Genomic DNA, 18,320 nt, shown 5'->3' on the forward strand with positions numbered 1-18,320 from the left:
CCTGTTGCGCGGCACACTGTGGGGGCTCTCCACGGTCCTTACCCTGGTGATCATCCTGCTGGGCACCCTCGGGGCCCTGCTCGCGACCGAATCCGGCACCCGCTGGCTGGTCGAACAGGGCGAGCGACTGGCCCCCGTCGAACTGCGCATCGACCGGATCGAGGGGACCCTGTTCACCGAGTTGCACCTGCACGGGCTGCACCTCGCGCTGCCCGACGGCCCGGTGATCGACCTGCCCGCCGGCCGCGTCGGGATCAGCGCCCGTAGTCTGCTCCGCGGCGAGCTGAACATCCGGATACTGGCCGCCACCGGGCTGCGCGTGGACCTGCCACCACCCGACCCGGATGCGCCACCCGCAGACGAACCGTTCGCCCTGCCCGATTCTTTCCGGCTGCCGCTGGCGGTGCGCCTGGGCCAGCTCCAGGTGGAGGACCTGGGGATCCTGCTGGCGGGCGAACCCCTGGCCTCGGTCACCCGACTGACGGCCGATGCACGGGCCAGCGGCTCACGCATCGAGCTACACGCCCTGGAGCTGGACATGCCAGAGATCCGGGCCCGGCTGGCCGGATCGCTCGAAGCCGATGGTGACTACCCCGTGCACCTGCGGGGTCAGTGGCAAGCGCCCCTGCCCGTGGCCCTGGCCGAGGGCCTGGGCACGGACGAGGCGCGTGGCGAGCTGGAGATCACCGGGGCCTTGCGCGAACGTGTGCAGCTCGAACATGACCTGAGCGCCGGGATCGAGATGAACCTGCAGGCCACCGGTCGCGAGTTGTTTACCACCCCGGCGCTGGAATTGGCGGCGCAGTGGCAACCCTTCACCTACCACCTCGATCCCGAGCAGGACATCGCCCTGGAAGCCGGCCGCCTCGACCTGCAGGGGACTCCGGAGGACTGGGCGCTGAGTCTGCAGACCGCGGCCACCCTGACGCCCTGGCCACGGCTTGTACTGAACACCCGGGCGCACGGGGACCTCGAATCGCTGGAGATCGAAGCCCTGGATATCGAGTCCGAGGCCGGGCGGGTCACGCTCGCCGGGCCCGTTCGTTTCGTCGACGCCCTGGATTGGGACCTCACCCTGGAGGCCGAGGACCTGACCACGTCCGGAATGGGTTTGGAGTTCGATGCCGCGGTCGAGCGCCTGAAGGGACGGTTGCAGGGCACCCTGCCGCTGGGAACCGACACCCCGCCTTTGGCGGCCCTGGACGCGAATATCACCCTCGACGAGCTGACCGGGCACTACGAGGGGGAACCCATCACCGGCAGCCTGAACGCCTGGCTGGTTGATGGTCAGGCGCGGATCGAGGACACGCACCTAACGATCCGCGATACCGCGCAGCTGGACCTGAACGGTTCGGCCACGGGCCTCGCGGGCGACCTGAGCGATCCCAACCACCGCGTCGTCTTCGACCTCGGGCTGGATCTGAAGGCCCCGGATCTGGCGCGCCTGCACTCGGAGCTGGACGGGCAGATCGAGCAACTGCGACTCGTGCTGGACGGCAACTACACCCCCGCCAGCGGCGCCCTGAGCGCGCAGCTTGGCCTGGACCCATTGCGCGCCCGACTGCGCGGGATCGACATCACGGGCGATGCACTGATCGCGCTGACCGAGACGGGTGGCGAGATCGAGCGGCTGCAATTCGCCACCGACACAGGTGCCCGGCTCGCCCTGAATGGGGATCTCGACTGGTCCGAGGGCCTGCGCTGGGACCTCGCGCTGGAAGGCGACGGGCTGGATCCGTCGCTGGTGGTCGCCGAGGCCCCCGGCCAGATCGCCCTCTCCCTGCTCAGCCAGGGGCACCTCGACGCCGACGGCACCCCCCGCGTGCAGGCCCAACTCCAACGGCTGGAGGGTACGCTGCGCGACCAGCCCGTATCCGGTCAGGGCCAACTGCAGCTGGAGGGAGAACATCTGCGAGTGGACCAGCTGGACCTGGCGCTGGGCCGGAACACCCTGACCGCCCACGGCGAATGGGCCGAGGCCCTGGATTTCGAACTGCGCCTGGATGCCCCGGAGCTGGATCGGCTCTGGCCCAACCTCGCCGGCCGACTGGAGCTCGACGCACACATCACCGGAGAACCCGATCGGCCGCGCGTGGCGGCACGCGGAACCGGTGCGGGGTTGCGGCTCGCGGATATCACCCTCGAGCAACTGGAGCTGGGGGCCGACGCAGGCCTCGAGGTCGCCGCCCCGGCCGAGATCGACCTGCGCCTGACCGGCCTCGGGCTGGCCGACGGCACACGCGTGGAGACCCTGCGCCTGGGGGCCTCCGGTCGCATCGACGGGCATCGCGTGACACTGGCGGCCGATGCCGGGGATCTGGGCTCGCTGGATCTGGCGCTGCAAGGCGAACTGAACCCCGACACCCTCCACTGGCGCGGCCAGATCGCACGGCTGGATCTGGACCAACCCGCGGGGGGCCCCTGGCAACTGACCGAACCGGTCGCACTGGAAGGCGGGCCGGAAGATGCACGGCTGGAGCGCCTGTGCCTGGCACGCGACGACGGACGACTGTGCGCCGAGGGGGATTGGGGTGCGGCGACAGGGGCCGAGTTCGCCGCCGAGGCCCGGGCGGTGGACCTGGCCTGGCTGGAACCCTTCCTGCCGCCGGAACTCGCTATCGCGGGCCAGCTGAATGCTGACGCCAGCGGCCGTATGGAAGCCGATGGCACCGTGACGGCCGACCTGACCGTGACCCCGACCGATGGCCACCTGGTCGTGCGCGACGAGGACGGAGACCTGGAGGAGGTGCCCTACCGCGATGTGCGGCTGACCGCCCGGGTGCGCGATCGCGACGTGGACGCCTCCCTGCGGCTCGACTTCCTGGATGGCGGGACGGCGCGCAGCGATATCCAACTACGCCCGGACGGCGACGACCTGCGTATCGACGGCGACTTCGAGGCGCACCTCGATAACCTGTCCTGGCTCGCGGCTCTGAGCCCCGAGATCCAGCGCCTGCGTGGCTCGCTCAACGCCCGTCTGGATTTCGGCGGACGACTGGACGCGCCACTGGTGGAGGGCGAAGTGGCGTTCCGCGACGGCGGGGTCCTGATCCCCGAGGCCGGCATCGATATCGTCATTCCCGAGATCATGGCCCGGGTGGTCTCGGCCGAACAGCTGACCCTGACCGGCCGCCTGGAGTCCGGGGACGGCGGCATCGACCTCGACGGTCGCGTGGACCTCGGCGACGCCGGGCCCCGTGCCGAGCTGAACCTGACCGGCGAGGACTTCCTGGTGGTTAATCGGATCGACGCCGAGGCCCGCATCACGCCGGACCTGCAGCTGGTCTTTACCCCCGACGACGGCATCCGCGTACGCGGCGAGGTCTTCCTGCCCTGGGCGCGCATCCGGCCGCCGGACCTGCCACCGGGGGCAATCCGCGTCTCCGGCGACGAGATCATCGTTGGCGAGGAGATCACGGAGGCACAGGGGCTCAAGACCGACATCCGCATTCGGATCCGCCTGGGCGATGACGTGCGCTTCGACGGCTTCGGTCTGACTGCACGCTTCGCCGGCGAGGTGGATGTCGAGGAGGTCACCGGGCAACCAACCCAACTGTTCGGCGAGATCACGATCCCCGAAGGCGAGTACAGCGATTACGGCCAGGACCTGCGGGTGGAACGCGGCAGCCTGGTCTTCCAGGGGCCGGCGGAGAACCCGGAACTGGACCTGCGCGCGGTACGCACCGTGCGCGAATACAACGTGACCGTCGGGCTGGAGATCCGCGGCACGCCGGACAACCTGAGCTCGCGGGTGATCTCGGACCCGCCGATGGACGAGACCGAGGCGATGTCCTACCTGCTGACTGGACGCCCCCTATCCGGCGCCTCGCAATCCGATGGCAACATGATCGCTGCTGCCGCAGCCGCCTACGGGCTGGAACAAGGGGCCGTGATTACCGAACGCATCGGCCGCGAACTGGGCCTGGACGAGGTGGAGCTGGACACCGAGGGCGGGCTGGACGAAAGCGCGCTGACACTGGGCCTGTACCTCTCGCCGCGCCTGCTGCTGCGCTACTCCATCGGGCTGTTCGACAACACCTCGAAGGTCCTGCTGCGCTACGAACTGACCCGCAACCTGAGCGTCGAGACCGCCTCCGGGACGACGGAACAGTCAGTGGACCTTATCTATCGATTCGAGCGTTAGGGAGACGCTGCGGACTAAGGATCAAAGGCCTTTTTCACCACGAAGCACACGAAGGTACGAAGAAAGATCCATGCCGGTTTAACCACAGAGGACACGGAGGCGCTCAAACCTGCTCTCGGTGGTGAAGTATCGCTTCACCTGGAAGCTCTTCCCAACGGTGGCGCTGAACCGCTCGTCATCGCGAGGAGCGAAGCGACGTGGCGATCTGCATGGAAGTCACCCGAGCGAGCCCTAGGCTTGGCGCTCTGAGCCGAAAGCGAAGGGGCTTATCGTTTTCTGCGGGCGCCTGGGATCGAGCGGCTAGCTTGAGGTATCGCGAGCGCCGTTGCGTGCGGCGTCGATGCGTACCCGGATCTGGCTGCGGTAGAGCTGTTCGTTGGGGATGCCCACCAGGGGACGCCCGACCGGCTGGCCCTCGGCATCGAACGCCATGATCGTCGGCACCACCCGCACGCCGTAGGCACGACCCAGCTCACTGCCCAGCTTGGTCGTGCCATCGAAATCGCGCACCTCCTGGCGATCCAGCATGACCTTGCGGATGTTCACACCCTGGAGAGCCGGGTCCTCGGTCATCGGGCCAAGATAACGCTGTTCGGCACGATCACAGTAGGGACAGCTACTCGACGCGAACATGATCACGGTCGCCTTGCCATCACCCTGGGCGCTCAGCGCCTGGAGGTCCGTTGAGCGTTCGACGCCGCCCGCCGCGACCGCAGTGGCCAGCAGCATGCCGACCAAAAAGGCCCCGGAGCGCAGCAGCATCGGGCCGAACGGGGAGCGGGGAAGGTTCGTATTCAGGTTCATGGTCATCATGGATCCTTGGGTGTTTGGAACCAGTCTAGGGCTGCCACATTAACGCAGGCTGAAGGGCCCGCAATCGCGCCTCCGCCTCCGGCCGGGCCGAAGGTCCGCCGAATGGCGCCCGCGAGTTGCCCACAAAAAAGGCCCCGCCGGAGCGGGGCCTGATTCCAACGCGCCGGCGAACCGGCGGTCAGGGTCTTGCCGGCGACCTTAGTCGGCGCGCTTGCGCACGTCGGAGGTCACTTCCACGCGGCGGTTGGCTTCGCGGCCTTCCTGGGTGGAGTTGTCGGCGGTCGGACGGTCTTCACCGTAGCCGACGGTGCGGATGTCACTTTCACGCACGCCTTCGCTGGCAAGGAAGTCGGTGACTGCCTGGGCGCGACGCTCGGACAGGCCCTGGTTGTAGTCGGCCGGGCCGATGGTGCAGGTGTGGCCTTCGACCAGCACCGAGCTGTACTCGGCGTCGTCGGAGGTCAGGCTGCGGGCCAGATCACGCAGGGCGGAACGACCTTCGGAACGCAGGTCTGCGCTGTCAAAGTCGAACAGGGCCTGGGCGCTCAGCGTGGTGGTGGTGAATTCCGGCTCCGGCTCCGGCGCCGGGGCGGCGGCGGGCTCGGGCGCGGGGGCCTCGGCGGTTTCTTCGATGTAGCCCGCGCAATGCGGGAACTTCACGTTTTCTTCCGTCCAGGAGCGCGTACGCACACATTCACCGGAGCGATCGACCACAACCTTGCCGCTACGGTCGGTCACGTTGGCGGCCGGCGGTTCCTGCGCCACAACCTGCCCGGCGGCGCCGAGCACCAGCGAGGCCACGGAAGCGGCCAGAAGATTCTTAACGAGCTTATGATTCATTGCAAAGCCTCCTTGTAAAAACAATAGACGTCGGACCCGGGTTGAACCGCGCGACCACCATGGTACGCGCCGCGACCGCAATCCAAAGCAGCGAGCTCCTTGCGCCAAGCCCCCTACAGTACCCTGATAGTGGCACACAAGTTCGGGTTTTGCACGCATCGGAACGCAAATTATGTGTCGACATCACAACATCGTCACATTCCGTAAATTTCCGAATATCCAGTGACTTTCGACTGCCCTGTTTCGATATTGCAACAGACAGAACCCGAATCGCACAGAGACATTCCGGCAAGCTGTACTCCGGAAGACACACAACCCTGCTAAGGGTTCCTGAAACCGCGGATTTGGCACCCGAACTCGGACCCCAGGAAACGGTACCGGTCAGACAAAAAGACCCCGCCGAAGCGGGGTCCCTAGGTACATCAACGATGCACGGGTAAAGCGGCGAATTACATCATGCCGCCCATGCCACCCATGCCGCCCATGCCACCCATACCGCCCATGTCGTCGCCACCGGCGCCGCCACCGTCATCCTTCTTCGGGATGTCGGCAATCATGGCCTCGGTGGTGATCAGCAGGGCAGCGACCGATGCGGCGTTCTGCAGCGCGGAACGGGTCACCTTGGTCGGGTCCAGGATGCCCATGTCGATCATGTCGCCGAACTCGCCGCTCGCGGCGTTGTAGCCGTAGTTGCCCTTGCCTTCCAGGACCTGGTTGAGGACCACGGACGGCTCGTCACCGGAGTTGTAGACGATCTGGCGCAGCGGCTCTTCCATCGCACGACGGCAGATGTTGATACCGGCGGTCTGCTCGTCGTTGTCACCCTTGAGCTTGGTGATCGCGGCGCAGGCACGCAGCAGGGCCACGCCACCGCCGGGTACCACGCCTTCTTCCACCGCCGCACGCGTGGCATGCAGGGCGTCTTCGACGCGGGCCTTCTTCTCTTTCATTTCGATCTCGGTGGCAGCACCGACCTTGATGACGGCCACACCGCCGGCCAGCTTGGCCACGCGTTCCTGCAGCTTTTCCTTGTCGTAGTCGGAGCTCGCTTCCTCGATCTGCGCACGGATCTGGTCAACGCGGCCCTTGATGTCCTTGTTGGACCCCATGCCGTCGATGATCGTGGTGTTCTCCTTGGTCACCTGCACCTTCTTGGCGCGGCCCAGGTCTTCCACCGTGGTCTTCTCCAGCGACAGGCCAACCTCTTCCGAGATCACCTGGCCACCGGTCAGCACGGCGATGTCCTGCAGCATGGCCTTGCGGCGATCACCGAAGCCCGGGGCCTTCACGGCGGCGACCTTGACGATGCCGCGCATGGAGTTGACGACCAGGGTCGCCAGGGCTTCGCCTTCGATGTCCTCGGCGATGATCAGCAGCGGCTTGTTGGCCTTGGCCACGCCTTCGAGGATCGGCAGCAGATCACGGATGTTCGCGATTTTCTTGTCGAACAGCAGGATGTAGGCATCCTCCAGCTCGGCACTCATGTTCTGCTGGTTGTTGATGAAGTAGGGCGACAGGTAGCCGCGATCGAACTGCATGCCTTCGACGACATCCAGCTCGTTTTCCAGCGAAGAGCCTTCCTCGACGGTGATCACGCCTTCCTTGCCGACCTTGTCCATCGCATCGGCAATGATCTCGCCGATCGCGGTGTCGGAGTTCGCGGAGATCGAGCCCACCTGGGCGATCGCCTTGTGCTCGGTGCACGGCTTGGAGAGCTTCTTCAGCTCTTCGGTGGCGGCCTTCACGGCCTTGTCGATGCCGCGCTTGAGGTCCATCGGGTTCATGCCGGCGGTGACCGCCTTCATGCCCTCGCGGACGATGGACTGGGCCAGCACGGTCGCGGTGGTGGTGCCGTCACCGGCGGTGTCGGAGGTCTGCGAGGAGACTTCCTTGACCAGCTGGGCGCCCATGTTCTCGAACTTGTCTTCCAGCTCGATTTCCTTGGCCACGGACACGCCGTCCTTGGTCACGGTCGGGGCACCAAAGGCCTTGTCCAGGACCACGTTGCGGCCCTTCGGACCGAGGGTGACCTTCACGGCGTTGGCCAGGGTGTTCACGCCCTTGGCCATGCGGGTACGGGCGTCGGTACCAAAGCGTACTTCTTTAGAGCTCATGATTCGTTCTACTCCTGAAAATTCGTGTTAGACGGTCGCGGTTCGGGGCGTTCAGCCCTCGATGACGGCCATGATGTCGTCTTCGCGCATCACGAGGACTTCGTCGCCATCGACCTTGACCTCGGTGCCGGAGTACTTGCCGAACAGGACCGTGTCGCCGGCCTTCACGTCCAGGGGACGGGCTTCGCCGTTATCCAGGATCTTGCCGTTGCCTACTGCAACCACTTCGCCACGGATTGGCTTCTCGGCCGCGGAATCCGGGATCACGATGCCGCCGGGGGTGGTGCGTTCTTCTTCCATACGCTTCACGATGACTCGATCGTGCAAAGGACGCAGGTTCATGGCGCGAACTCCTTAATAGAAAGTCTCAAACAGGAAAATTGGTTTGTCGGGCGGGCACCCTGTTAGCACCCACCCCTGACGAGTGCTAATAATAGGGGCACACAAGGGCGAGTCAAGAGCGCGCGTTACGAAAGCGGGGCCAGAAACGTGAATCAGCGACGGTCGTCGTGGTCCAGACGGTCGTCGGGCGCCTCGGGGCGGTCGTCGTGGTGGCGGAATTCGCCCTCGATGGTACCGCCGCCCGGCGGCCCACCAGGGCCACCGGTCCGCGTGCGGACCATGCCGCGGCGCAGGATGCCGGCGGCCGCCCAGCGCCGCAGCGGCGGAATCAACAGCACGAAGCCGGCGGCATCGGTAAAGAACCCCGGCAGCAACAGCAGCACGGCGGCCGACATCAGCAGCCAGCCCTCGACCAGCCCGCGCGCCGGAACCTCCCCCCGCGCCAGGCTTTGTTGCAGCCGTCGCCAATGGTAGAAGCCCTGCAATCGGAACAACATCAGCCCGGCCGCCGCCGTGACGATCACCAGCACCACCGTCATCAGGGCGCCCACGGCATCGCCCACCCAGGCGAAGCCGAAGATCTCGAGCAGCACCAGACCGAGAAAGACAAACAGGGGAAAGAGGGGGTTGCGCATCGAAGGGTTCCGCAGATCAGGCCTGTTTATTGGAACATGCGCCCCGGGTGGTGTCGATTGGAACCTCGCTGATGCGCGGACACTCCGATATCCAGGCACTCGCGGGGAGCTCGCCCCTTTGTCCTTGCACGACAAAGGGAATTAAGCCAGTCTCCTGCACGTCATTGGTGCATACGGCTATCTACATATTCGGAGAGTGACGGCTCATGTTGCGTAATCCAATCCTGATGCTGGCCCTGCTGGCCTTCCTTGTCCCCGCTCTGGCAACCGCCGCGGTCGAAGACCCGCGCGATCCGACACACCACTTCTTCGACCCGACCTTCGGCGAGTTCCCCGAAGAGCTGGAAGACGCGCGCGCGGCCGGCAAGAAAGGCATCCTGATCTTTTTCGAGATGGCCGACTGCCCGTTCTGCCACCGCATGAAAAACCAGGTACTGAACCAGCCCGAGGTCCAGGAATATTTCAGCGAGCACTTCCGGGTGTTCAGCGTCGATGTCGAGGGCGCCATCGAGATCGTCACCTTCGAGGGCGAGACCAAAACCCAGATGGACTGGGCCACCCGCGACTACCGGGTGCGCGCCACACCGGTGTTCCAGTTCTTCAACCTGGAGGGCGAACCCATCGCCCGCTTCATCGGGGCCACCCGCGACTCCCGCGAATTCCTGCAGCTGGGCGAGTTTGTCGCCGAGGGGCATTACAAGGACCAGAACTTCCCGCGCTTCAAGCGCGAGCAAGACGGTCGCTAAACCCATCTTCTTGCCACTCCCGAGGATCGACGCCTGATGTCGCCGATGCACCCCCGCTCGTCCTGCACCGGACGCCGGCGGCCCCTGGCTCGCCTGCTACTGACCAGTCTGCTCCTGTGGCCCCTGGCCGGGCCGGCGACCGCCCAGGAAGCCGGCGGCGCAACCGGCCTCGGCCCGCTGCCCAACCCGATGCGGGTGGGTGACGCCCTGGAACGAGTCGACGCCCTGCACCCCCGGGTGCGCCAGGCGCGCGCCGACCGCGAACAGGCCCGCGCCGCCCTGGAGGCGACTCGTGCCGAGCGTGATGCGCGCGTGGATGCGCGGCTCGAGGCCCGCTGGATCGAGCCCAACGACCTGATTGCCGACCGCAGCCGCAACGACTCCCGCGCCTCCATCGTCGCACGCAAGCTGCTGAGCGATTTCGGGCAGTCGCATGCGCGCGAATCCGCAGGCGAACAGCGCCTCGAGGCCGCCCGCCAGCAAGAGGAACTGACCCACGCCCGTCACCGCATCCACGTCCTCGAGCGCTACTTCGAGGTGCTGCTGGCAGATCTCGCCTTCGCCCGCGACACCGAGGCCATGGCCGCCGCCTACGTATCCAAGGAACGGGCCGAGGAGCGCAACCAGCGTGGTCAGGTCTCGGACATCGAGGTCTTCCGCCTGGAATCCGAGTACCAGACCCTGCGCGTGCAACGTACCCGCGCCCTGCAGGACCAGGCCCGCACCCGGGCCGCGCTGGCCGAAGCCCTGAACCGCCCGGACCGGCGCGTGCGTACCGTACTCGCCCCCATGCTGCCCCTGGATCTGCCCGAGCTGCCCGAACTGGATGCGCTGCTCGCCGAACTCGACAACACCAGTCCACGCCTGATGGCCGAGCGCCGCCACGTCGAGGCCGCCAGCCGCGAGGTGGCAGCCTCGCGCGCGCAGCGGCGCCCGCGCCTGTACGCCGAGGCCGAATCCGGCTGGTGGCACCGCGACCTGGGCGGCAGCGATCGCAACCCGTTCGCCGCCGGCCTGGTCCTGGAAATCCCACTGTACGAGGGCCGCCGCCACGACAGCCGGGTGGGCCAGGCCGTCGCCGCCCGTCATCGGGCGGAGGCCGAGCTGGGCGAGGCCCGCATCGAGGCGCGCAACCGCCTGCGCGAGCTGTACGACGAGATCCGCGTACTACGAACCCAGCGCGACGAGGCCGCCTGGCGCATGGACTACCGCGAGCTGTACATCGACCGCGCGCGCTACCTGTACGACATCGAGGACCAGGCCGACCTGGGCGATTCGATGGTCCAGCAAAGCGCCGCGGCGCACTTCAATGCAAGCACCGAATTCCAACTGGCCCTGGCCTACGAGCGCCTGGCCCTGCTGAGCGGGCGCGACGAACTGAGCCCGTTCCGCGCCACGGACGAAAACCCTTGAGCCGCCCAACCACCGGCGACCGGACGGGAGACCTGACCATGCCCCGCGTATTCCATGTCCCATCCCTACTGACCACCGGCGGCCTGCTGGCCCTGCTCGCCCTGGCACCCATGCCTCTACTGGCCGAGGAAGGCTTCGCGGCCCAACTCGACTGGGGCGAGCGCCACCGCATTACTGCCCCGATCGCGGGCCGCATCGAGGCAATCGAGGTCCGCGCCGGCGACCGGGTCGAGGCCGACGACGTCCTGTTCCGGCTGGATACCCGGCGCAGCGATGCCGACCTGCGCGCCGCCCGCGCGACAATGGAACGCCTGCAGATGGAGCTGGACGAAGCCGAGCGCGAGCGCGACAAGGCCGAGGATCTCTACGACCAGACCCTGATCGCCGCCCGCGAACTGGAGTTGGCACGTATCGATTACGCGACCGTCGCGGCCCGCCTGGCCGAGGCCCGCGCCCAGCGCGACCGCATCCGCGCCGATCTCGAGGACGCGACCATCCGCGCCCCGGCCAGCGGGCGCCTGGTGCGCATCGACGCCAACACGGGGCAGTACGTCAATCCGGCGTTGCTGCCGCCGGTCCTGGCGATCCTTGGCACCATCGACCCGATGCGCGCCGTGGCCACCGTCCCGGCTGCCACCGCCGCCGACCTGGAACCCGGGGAGACCGTTACGGTCGTAGTCGGCGACCAGCGTCTTTCCGGCACCATTGCGACCATCGGCTGGGAGCCGACCGGCGAAGAGCCCGAGCGGGGTTACCGCGTCGAGGTCGAATTCTCGCCGATGGACGACACTCCACTGCGCCCGGGTCAGCCCGCACGGATCGAACGGGACTCCTGATACATGAGCAATGAGCAATCGCCATCCAGCGCCCGCGCCTGGCTGGTCATTACCACACTCGACGACCCGGACACGGCTGACAGCCTGGCCGGCGCCCTGGTGAAGCAGGGTCTGGCCGCGTGCGTGCATATCCTTCCACCCGGACGCTCGGTCTACATGTGGAAAGGGAATATCGAAATCGACTCCGAAGTCACTCTACTGATCAAGACCTCGCCCGCGCGCCTGAACGATCTTCAGACCCAGCTGGCTGAACAACACGCCTACGACACACCCGAGATCATCGCCCTGCCGATTGAACGCGGGCTGCCCGATTACCTGGACTGGATAACGCAATGCACCTCATGAATCCGCGCACCTGGCTGGCAACCCTGCTGGTCGCACTCCTGCTGGCCCCGGGACTGACGCACGCCCTCTTCGAGGACGACCTGCTGGACCCGGATGACGCCTTCGCCCTGAGCGCCGAGGCGATCGACGCCGACACGGTACGGCTGACCTGGGACATCGCGGACGAGTACTACATGTACCGCGAGCAGTTCGACTTCACCCCGGAAAGCGACGGGCTGGAACTGGGCGAGGCCGAGATCCCGGACGGCGAGGTCAAGGAGGACGAATTCTTCGGGCGCGTCGAGACCTATCGCGGCCAGGTGCAGGTGGAGCTGCCGATCAAGGCGGCCGACAGCACCAGCATCGAGCTGACCGCGCGCTCGCAGGGCTGCGCGGACCTGGGCGTGTGCTACCCGCCGCACTTCCAGACCGTATCCATCGAGCTGCCCGGCCTGCCAAGCGGCAATGGCGAGACCCGCGCGGACGAAGATGCCGGGGAAGAACGCAGCGCGCTGGGTGACCTGGGCGGCCTGTCCGGCGACCTCGGCGCCGCCGATGACCTGCTGGAACCGGAGAAGGCCTTTGCCGCCTCGCTGGAGGCGATCAGCCAGAACGCGGCGATCCTGCGCTTCGACATTGCCGAGGGATACTATCTCTACCGTGAGCAACTGGATGTGCGCATCGCCGAGGGCGATGGCATCGAGCTGGGGCCGGTCAACCCACCGGACGGCGAGCTCCAGGAAGACGAGTTCTTTGGCGAGAGCCAGGTCTACCGGGGCCAGGTCGAGATCCTTGTTCCGGTCCTGCGCGACGCGGATGACGTCGCCGACATAACCCTGGCGATCGACTACCAGGGCTGCGCCGACGCCGGCGTGTGCTACCCGCCGCTGACCCAGGAGGTCTCGGTCTCCTTTGCTGCCGATCTGGCCGCCGAGGCCGACACCGACGCCCTGCCGGAAACCGGCGACGGGGCTGCGGAAGACGACGAGGCCGCGGCACCGGTCACCCAGCAGGACCGCATCGCGGCCCAGCTGGCGGATGGCCAGATCTGGCTGGTGGCCCTGGCCTTCTTCGGCTTCGGGCTGCTGCTGACCTTCACCCCCTGCGTGTTCCCGATGATCCCGATCCTGTCGAACATCATCATCGGGCAGAAGAACCTGACCACACGCAAGGCATTCCTGATCTCGCTGGTATTCGTGCTGGCCATGGCGCTGACCTACACCATCGCCGGCGTATTCGCGGGCCTGGCGGGTGCCAACCTGCAGGCGGCCTTCCAGAACCCCTGGATTATCGGGACCTTCGTGGCCATCTTCATCGCGCTGGCGATGTCGATGTTCGGCTTCTACGAGCTGCAGATGCCGGCCGGCGTGCAGAGCAAACTTTCGCAGATCAGCAACAAGCAGGAAGGCGGCACCTACGTCGGCGCCGGCATCATGGGCTTCCTTTCCGCCCTGATCGTCGGCCCCTGCGTGACCGCACCGCTGATCGGCGCGCTGCTCTACATCAGCCACACTGGCGATGCAGTGCTGGGCGGGATCGCGCTGTTCGCGCTGAGCATGGGCATGGGTGCGCCGCTGCTGGTCATCGGCACCTCCGCCGGTCGCCTGCTACCGAAGGCCGGTCCCTGGATGGATACCATCAAGGCGGTGTTCGGGGTCGGCCTGCTGGCCATCGGCATCTGGCTGCTCGAACGGGTGATCCCGGGCGAGGTCGCGATGTTCCTGTGGGCGATCCTGCTGATCGTGACCGCCGTCTACATGGGCGCGCTGCGGACCCTGCCGGACAATGCCTCCGGCTGGTACAGCCTGTGGAAGGGCCTGGGTGTGGTGATCCTGATCTACGGCGTGCTGCTGATGCTCGGCGCGGCGACCGGCGGCAAGGATATCTTCCGCCCGCTGGCCACGTTCAACCAGCCCGCGGTGACGTCCACCGGCGAGCAGTCCGGGCCGACCGAGATGGCGTTCACCTATGTCGACAGCCTGGAGGACGTGGAGCGCGAAGTCGCACGGGCCCGCGAAAACGGTCAGCCCGTGTTCCTCGACTTCTACGCCGACTGGTGCGTGGACTGCGTGCGGCTGGACCGCACCACCTTCCAGGACCCGCGCGTGCTCCGAGCGATGGGCGACGTGCACCTCCTGAAGGCCGACGTGACCGACAACACCTCCGAGCACCGCGACCTGATGCGTCACTTCAACCTGTTCGGGCCGCCGGCCATGATCTTCTATGACACCGACGGCAACGAGCTGCGCAACTACCGCAATGTCGGCTACCTGAATGCCGACCGCTTCCTGGCACACGTGGAAAGCGCCATCGGGGTGACGCCATGAAAATCCGCACGCACACACTCGCAGGGGTGGTGGTCGCCACGGCCAGCGCCCTGATCCTGACCGCCTGTGGTGACCCGGAACCCGAGATGGACGCCGGAGCAACCTCTGCCAACGCGGCCACCGAGGTCGCCGCCGAGGAGACCCAGGGCAATCAGCGCATCGACTTCACCCTGCCCGACCTCTCCGGTGAAGAACGCCAGTTCAGTGAGTGGGACGGCGACCTGATCGTGCTGAACTTCTGGGCCACCTGGTGCCCGCCCTGCAAGAAGGAGATGCCGCTGTTCCAGGACACCTTTGATGCTAACCGCGAGGATGGCTTTACCATCGTCGCGGTCGCCGTGGACGAACAGACAGCCACGCAGCATTTCGTCGACGATTTCGGCATCGAATTCCCGGTACTGATCGGCCAGGACGACGCGGTCGCGATCGGCCGAGAATACGGCAACCGCATCGGTGCCCTGCCCTACACCGTACTGATCGACCGCGAAGGCACCATCCTCGACACCCATCATGGCGAGGTGGAACCGGCCGACCTGGATGGATGGTTGGAGGCGCACCTGTAACGCCCCCACAAGGACGCCAAGGGAGACGCTGATCAACTCGCACGGCCGCGGGACCCGTCCGCAACAAGGCTGGTAAGCTTGGCCGCCATGACCGAGCGCGAACGCCTGTGGGAACTCGCCCGCCTGATCCGGCTGGATCGCCCGGTGGGCATCTACCTGTTGCTGTGGCCCACCTTCTGGGCCCTGTGGGTGGCGGCCGAGGGCTGGCCGCCGGCCTACCTGATCTTCATTTTTGCCGCCGGCGTGGTGCTGATGCGCTCGGCGGGCTGCGCGATCAACGACTACGCCGACCGCGACTTCGACAGCCATGTGGCGCGTACGCGCGACCGGCCGCTGGCGCTCGGCACCATCACCCCGCGCGAGGCGCTGGGAACCTTCGTGGCTCTCAGCGTGGTCGCCTTCGTCCTGGTGCTGTTCACCAATGTACTGACCATCCTGTATTCCCTGGTGGCGGTGGCACTGGCCGGCACCTACCCGTTCTCCAAGCGCTTCCACCACTTCCCGCAGGTCCATCTCGGCGCCGCCTTTGCCTGGGCCGTGCCCATGGCGTTCACCGCCGTCACCGGCGAGCACCCGCCCGAAGTGGCCTGGCTGTTGTTCGTAACCGTGCTGGCCTGGACGGTGGTGTATGACACCTTCTATGGCATGGTGGATCGCGAAGACGACCTGAAGATCGGGGTGAAATCCACGGCCATCGCCTTCGGCGAACTCGACCGCCTGATCACCGGCGGGCTGCAGGTGCTCGTGTGGCTGGGGCTTTATCTCGTCGGCCAGCACGCCGATTTCGGTGGCTACTACACCGCCGGGCTCGTGGTGGTGGCAATGCTGATGTTCTACCAGCAGTTCCTGATCTTCGAACGCGAACCCGCCGACTGTCTGCGCGCCTTCAAAAACAACCACTACCTGGGCGCCGTCATCCTTCTGGCGATGATCGCCGACCACCACCTGGGGGCCTGAATCCCGCGCCCGCACACCCTCAGGCGCGCGCGAGGACCAGTCCCCCCACCCGTGCGGCACCCTCGCGGCGCAGCACTTCGGCCAGTGCGGCCAGCGTCGCGCCCGTGGTCGCCACGTCATCCACCACCAGCACATGCTGCCCGGCGAGGCTCGAACCGTCCCAGGCAAACGCACCGTGGACATTGCGCCGCCGCGCCTTGCGACCCAGCGCCTGCTGCGACTCGGTCGCGCGGATGCGCCGCAGGCCGCGGGTATCCAGCGGGACATCCAGCACCCCCGCCACACGCCGCGCCAGGTAGTCCGACTGATTGAAACCCCGCTCGCGCAGCCGCCTGCCATGCAGCGGCACGGGGAGCACTAGATCGGGCAGATCGCCGTTCTCGCCCACCAGACGGCCCGCTACCTGCTCCGCCAGGGCCGCGAGGATGCGTTCGGCCCGTGCATTGGCGCCGTGCTTGTAGGCCAGGATCAGCTGATCCAGCGGCCAGGCATAGGCCCAGCCGGCATGCAGTGCATCCAGGACCGGCGCTCGGCGGATGCAAGCCGGGCACACGCCGGCGACCGGCAGGGGCAACGCACAGGTGGGGCAGGGGTGCGCGAGCGGCGCAAGATCCGCCCGGCAATCCGCGCAGATCGCCGGACCGGGGGCCAGGCACAGTCCGCACTGACCGGGGTACAGGGCCTCCCCCAGCCAGTCGACACAGGCCGCAGCCCGGGCCCTCAAGCGCGCGGCCGGAGACCGCCTGGAAACGGGTCGCAATGAAGGGTCCGGGGCCATAATGGTATGCTCTGCTTTTTGCATGCAGGGTAGACCATGGCCACCAGGACCGTCTCCGGACGCAGCTCGCGGCGCGCCGCGTCGATGTTCGATATCGGCAACCTGATCAGCGTGTCGATTGCCGGCATCCCGCTGTTCCTGGTGAGCAGCGAGGGCGTCGGGGTCGGTTTCATCATCGCCGCGATCATGGGCATCGTGCCGCTGGTACTGTGGTTTGGCGGCTCGATGCTGGTCTACGCCCTGAACAAGCACCACCCCGATCCCCGCGTCGGCCACTTCACGCAGTGGGCCGCCTATCGCTACTACGCCCTGATGGGCCTGTTGATCGGGGTCGCCACCTTCTTTCCGCCGGATCTGAACTACTACCGCGCCTACTGGGCAATCGCCGCGGCCATCCTGCTGCCGTGGACGATCTACGCCCTGTTCAATATCTATCGCGAGCCCTGGACGGACGTCGAGATCCCCGCCGAAGCCGACAAGGAACATCATCTATGAGCACGCCCCGCCACGACTGGAACACAGATGAGGTCGAGGCCCTGCTCGACCTGCCGCTGAATGACCTGATCTTCCGCGCGCAGACCGTCCACCGCGAGCACTTCGACCCGAACGCGGTCCAGGTGAGCACGCTGCTGTCGATCAAGACCGGGGCCTGCCCCGAGGACTGCGCCTACTGCCCGCAAAGCGCGCACCACGAGGTCGAGATCGAGCGCGAACGCCTGCTGCCGCTGGACGAGGTGCTGGAGGCGGCCCGCAACGCCCGCGCCCAGGGCGCGACCCGCTTCTGCATGGGCGCGGCCTGGCGCAACCCCACCGACAAGAACCTGGAGCGCGTGATCGAGATGGTCCGCGCGGTGAAGGACGAGGGCCTCGAGACCTGCATGACCCTCGGCATGCTGAAGGCCGAGCAGGCCAAACGCCTGTCCGAGGCGGGACTGGACTACTACAACCACAACCTCGACACCTCGCCGGAGTTCTACGGTCACATCATCTCGACGCGCACCTACGACGATCGCCTCGAGACCCTGGAGCACGTACGCGAGGCAGGCATGAACGTCTGCTGCGGCGGCATCCTCGGCATGGGCGAGTCGCGCCGCGATCGCGCGCGCCTTCTGCAGCAGATGGCGAACCTGCCAAAACACCCGGAGTCGGTGCCGATCAACCAGCTGATCCAGGTCGAGGGCACGCCACTGCACGGCATCGAGCACCTGGACCCGCTGGAGTTCGTGCGTACCATCGCGGCCACCCGCATCCTGATGCCGGCCTCCTACGTGCGCCTGTCCGCCGGGCGCACCGAGATGTCCGACGAGATGCAGGCCCTGTGCTTCCTCGCCGGTGCCAACTCGCTGTTCTATGGCGACACCCTGCTGACCACGCCAAACCCCGGCGAGAACCACGACCTGGCACTGTTCGAGCGCCTGGGCCTGCGCCCGGAGACTGGCCCGGAATCCCCCGCGCAATCGGACCAGCCGGCGTCCGCGTCGGCCTGAG

16 protein-coding genes are annotated in these 18,320 nt (G+C 66.8%); 10 read left to right on the forward strand and 6 right to left on the reverse strand.

Annotated elements, in window-relative coordinates; all coding sequences use genetic code 11:
* The first annotated feature begins 4 nt into the window (after positions 1-4).
* A complete protein-coding gene (locus D573_RS0100775; RefSeq protein ID WP_018937310.1) occupies positions 5-4,144 on the forward strand; it encodes a translocation/assembly module TamB domain-containing protein in 4,140 nt (1,379 codons plus the stop codon).
* Positions 4,145-4,444: 300 nt separating this feature from the next.
* Here D573_RS0100775 and D573_RS0100780 read toward each other — a convergent pair whose 3' ends face one another.
* From D573_RS0100780 to D573_RS0100800, 5 genes are all read right to left on the reverse strand, one after another.
* Positions 4,445-4,954: a thioredoxin fold domain-containing protein gene (locus tag D573_RS0100780; RefSeq protein WP_018937311.1), complete on the reverse strand. Its 510-nt coding sequence runs from the start codon at positions 4,952-4,954 to the stop codon at positions 4,445-4,447.
* 201 nt (positions 4,955-5,155) lie between these two features.
* On the reverse strand, positions 5,156-5,797 hold the full coding sequence (locus D573_RS0100785; protein WP_018937312.1) for an OmpA family protein: 642 nt from the start codon (positions 5,795-5,797) through the stop codon (positions 5,156-5,158).
* Positions 5,798-6,246: 449 nt separating this feature from the next.
* Positions 6,247-7,911 (reverse strand): chaperonin GroEL, encoded by a 1,665-nt coding sequence (gene groL, locus D573_RS0100790; RefSeq protein ID WP_018175630.1) that lies wholly within the window; start codon positions 7,909-7,911, stop codon positions 6,247-6,249.
* A gap of 51 nt (positions 7,912-7,962) precedes the next feature.
* On the reverse strand, positions 7,963-8,253 hold the full coding sequence (gene groES, locus D573_RS0100795; RefSeq protein WP_018937313.1) for a co-chaperone GroES: 291 nt from the start codon (positions 8,251-8,253) through the stop codon (positions 7,963-7,965).
* Positions 8,254-8,405: 152 nt separating this feature from the next.
* Positions 8,406-8,888, reverse strand: coding sequence for an FxsA family protein (locus tag D573_RS0100800; protein ID WP_018937314.1), 483 nt, complete (start codon positions 8,886-8,888; stop codon positions 8,406-8,408).
* A gap of 206 nt (positions 8,889-9,094) precedes the next feature.
* Here D573_RS0100800 and D573_RS0100805 point away from each other — a divergent pair, with 206 nt between their 5' ends.
* From D573_RS0100805 to ubiA, 7 genes are all read left to right on the forward strand, one after another.
* Complete coding sequence (locus D573_RS0100805) at positions 9,095-9,634, forward strand: thioredoxin family protein (RefSeq protein ID WP_018937315.1); 540 nt, start codon at positions 9,095-9,097, stop codon at positions 9,632-9,634.
* 36 nt (positions 9,635-9,670) lie between these two features.
* A complete protein-coding gene (locus D573_RS0100810) occupies positions 9,671-11,047 on the forward strand; it encodes a TolC family protein (RefSeq protein WP_018937316.1) in 1,377 nt (458 codons plus the stop codon).
* A gap of 38 nt (positions 11,048-11,085) precedes the next feature.
* Positions 11,086-11,883 (forward strand): efflux RND transporter periplasmic adaptor subunit, encoded by a 798-nt coding sequence (locus tag D573_RS0100815; RefSeq protein ID WP_018937317.1) that lies wholly within the window; start codon positions 11,086-11,088, stop codon positions 11,881-11,883.
* Positions 11,884-11,886: 3 nt separating this feature from the next.
* Positions 11,887-12,228, forward strand: a complete 342-nt coding sequence (gene cutA, locus D573_RS0100820; protein WP_018937318.1) for a divalent-cation tolerance protein CutA — start codon at positions 11,887-11,889, stop codon at positions 12,226-12,228.
* Positions 12,216-14,534: a protein-disulfide reductase DsbD gene (dsbD, locus tag D573_RS0100825; RefSeq protein WP_018937319.1), complete on the forward strand. Its 2,319-nt coding sequence runs from the start codon at positions 12,216-12,218 to the stop codon at positions 14,532-14,534. The genes cutA and dsbD overlap by 13 nt, the downstream gene beginning before the upstream one ends.
* Positions 14,531-15,097, forward strand: coding sequence for a TlpA disulfide reductase family protein (locus D573_RS0100830; RefSeq protein WP_038039521.1), 567 nt, complete (start codon positions 14,531-14,533; stop codon positions 15,095-15,097). Before dsbD ends, D573_RS0100830 begins: the two co-directional genes overlap by 4 nt.
* A gap of 87 nt (positions 15,098-15,184) precedes the next feature.
* The gene (gene ubiA, locus D573_RS0100835; protein WP_018937321.1) at positions 15,185-16,054 is read left to right on the forward strand and encodes a 4-hydroxybenzoate octaprenyltransferase; all 870 of its coding nucleotides are present in this window, start codon (positions 15,185-15,187) and stop codon (positions 16,052-16,054) included.
* 19 nt (positions 16,055-16,073) lie between these two features.
* Here the strand turns inward: ubiA and D573_RS0100840 are convergent, their stop codons facing one another.
* A complete protein-coding gene (locus D573_RS0100840) occupies positions 16,074-16,628 on the reverse strand; it encodes a ComF family protein (RefSeq protein WP_018937322.1) in 555 nt (184 codons plus the stop codon).
* A 240-nt stretch (positions 16,629-16,868) separates the two neighbouring features.
* On the opposite strand from D573_RS0100840, the gene D573_RS0100845 reads away from it, so the two are divergent.
* On the forward strand, positions 16,869-17,327 hold the full coding sequence (locus D573_RS0100845; protein WP_024327561.1) for a hypothetical protein: 459 nt from the start codon (positions 16,869-16,871) through the stop codon (positions 17,325-17,327).
* Positions 17,324-18,319: a biotin synthase BioB gene (gene bioB, locus D573_RS0100850; RefSeq protein WP_018937323.1), complete on the forward strand. Its 996-nt coding sequence runs from the start codon at positions 17,324-17,326 to the stop codon at positions 18,317-18,319. Before D573_RS0100845 ends, bioB begins: the two co-directional genes overlap by 4 nt.
* Position 18,320 lies beyond the last annotated feature (1 nt).

It is taken from the genome of Thioalkalivibrio sp. AKL9, from assembly GCF_000377825.1.
Taxonomy (GTDB): Bacteria; Pseudomonadota; Gammaproteobacteria; order Ectothiorhodospirales; family Ectothiorhodospiraceae; genus Thioalkalivibrio; species Thioalkalivibrio versutus.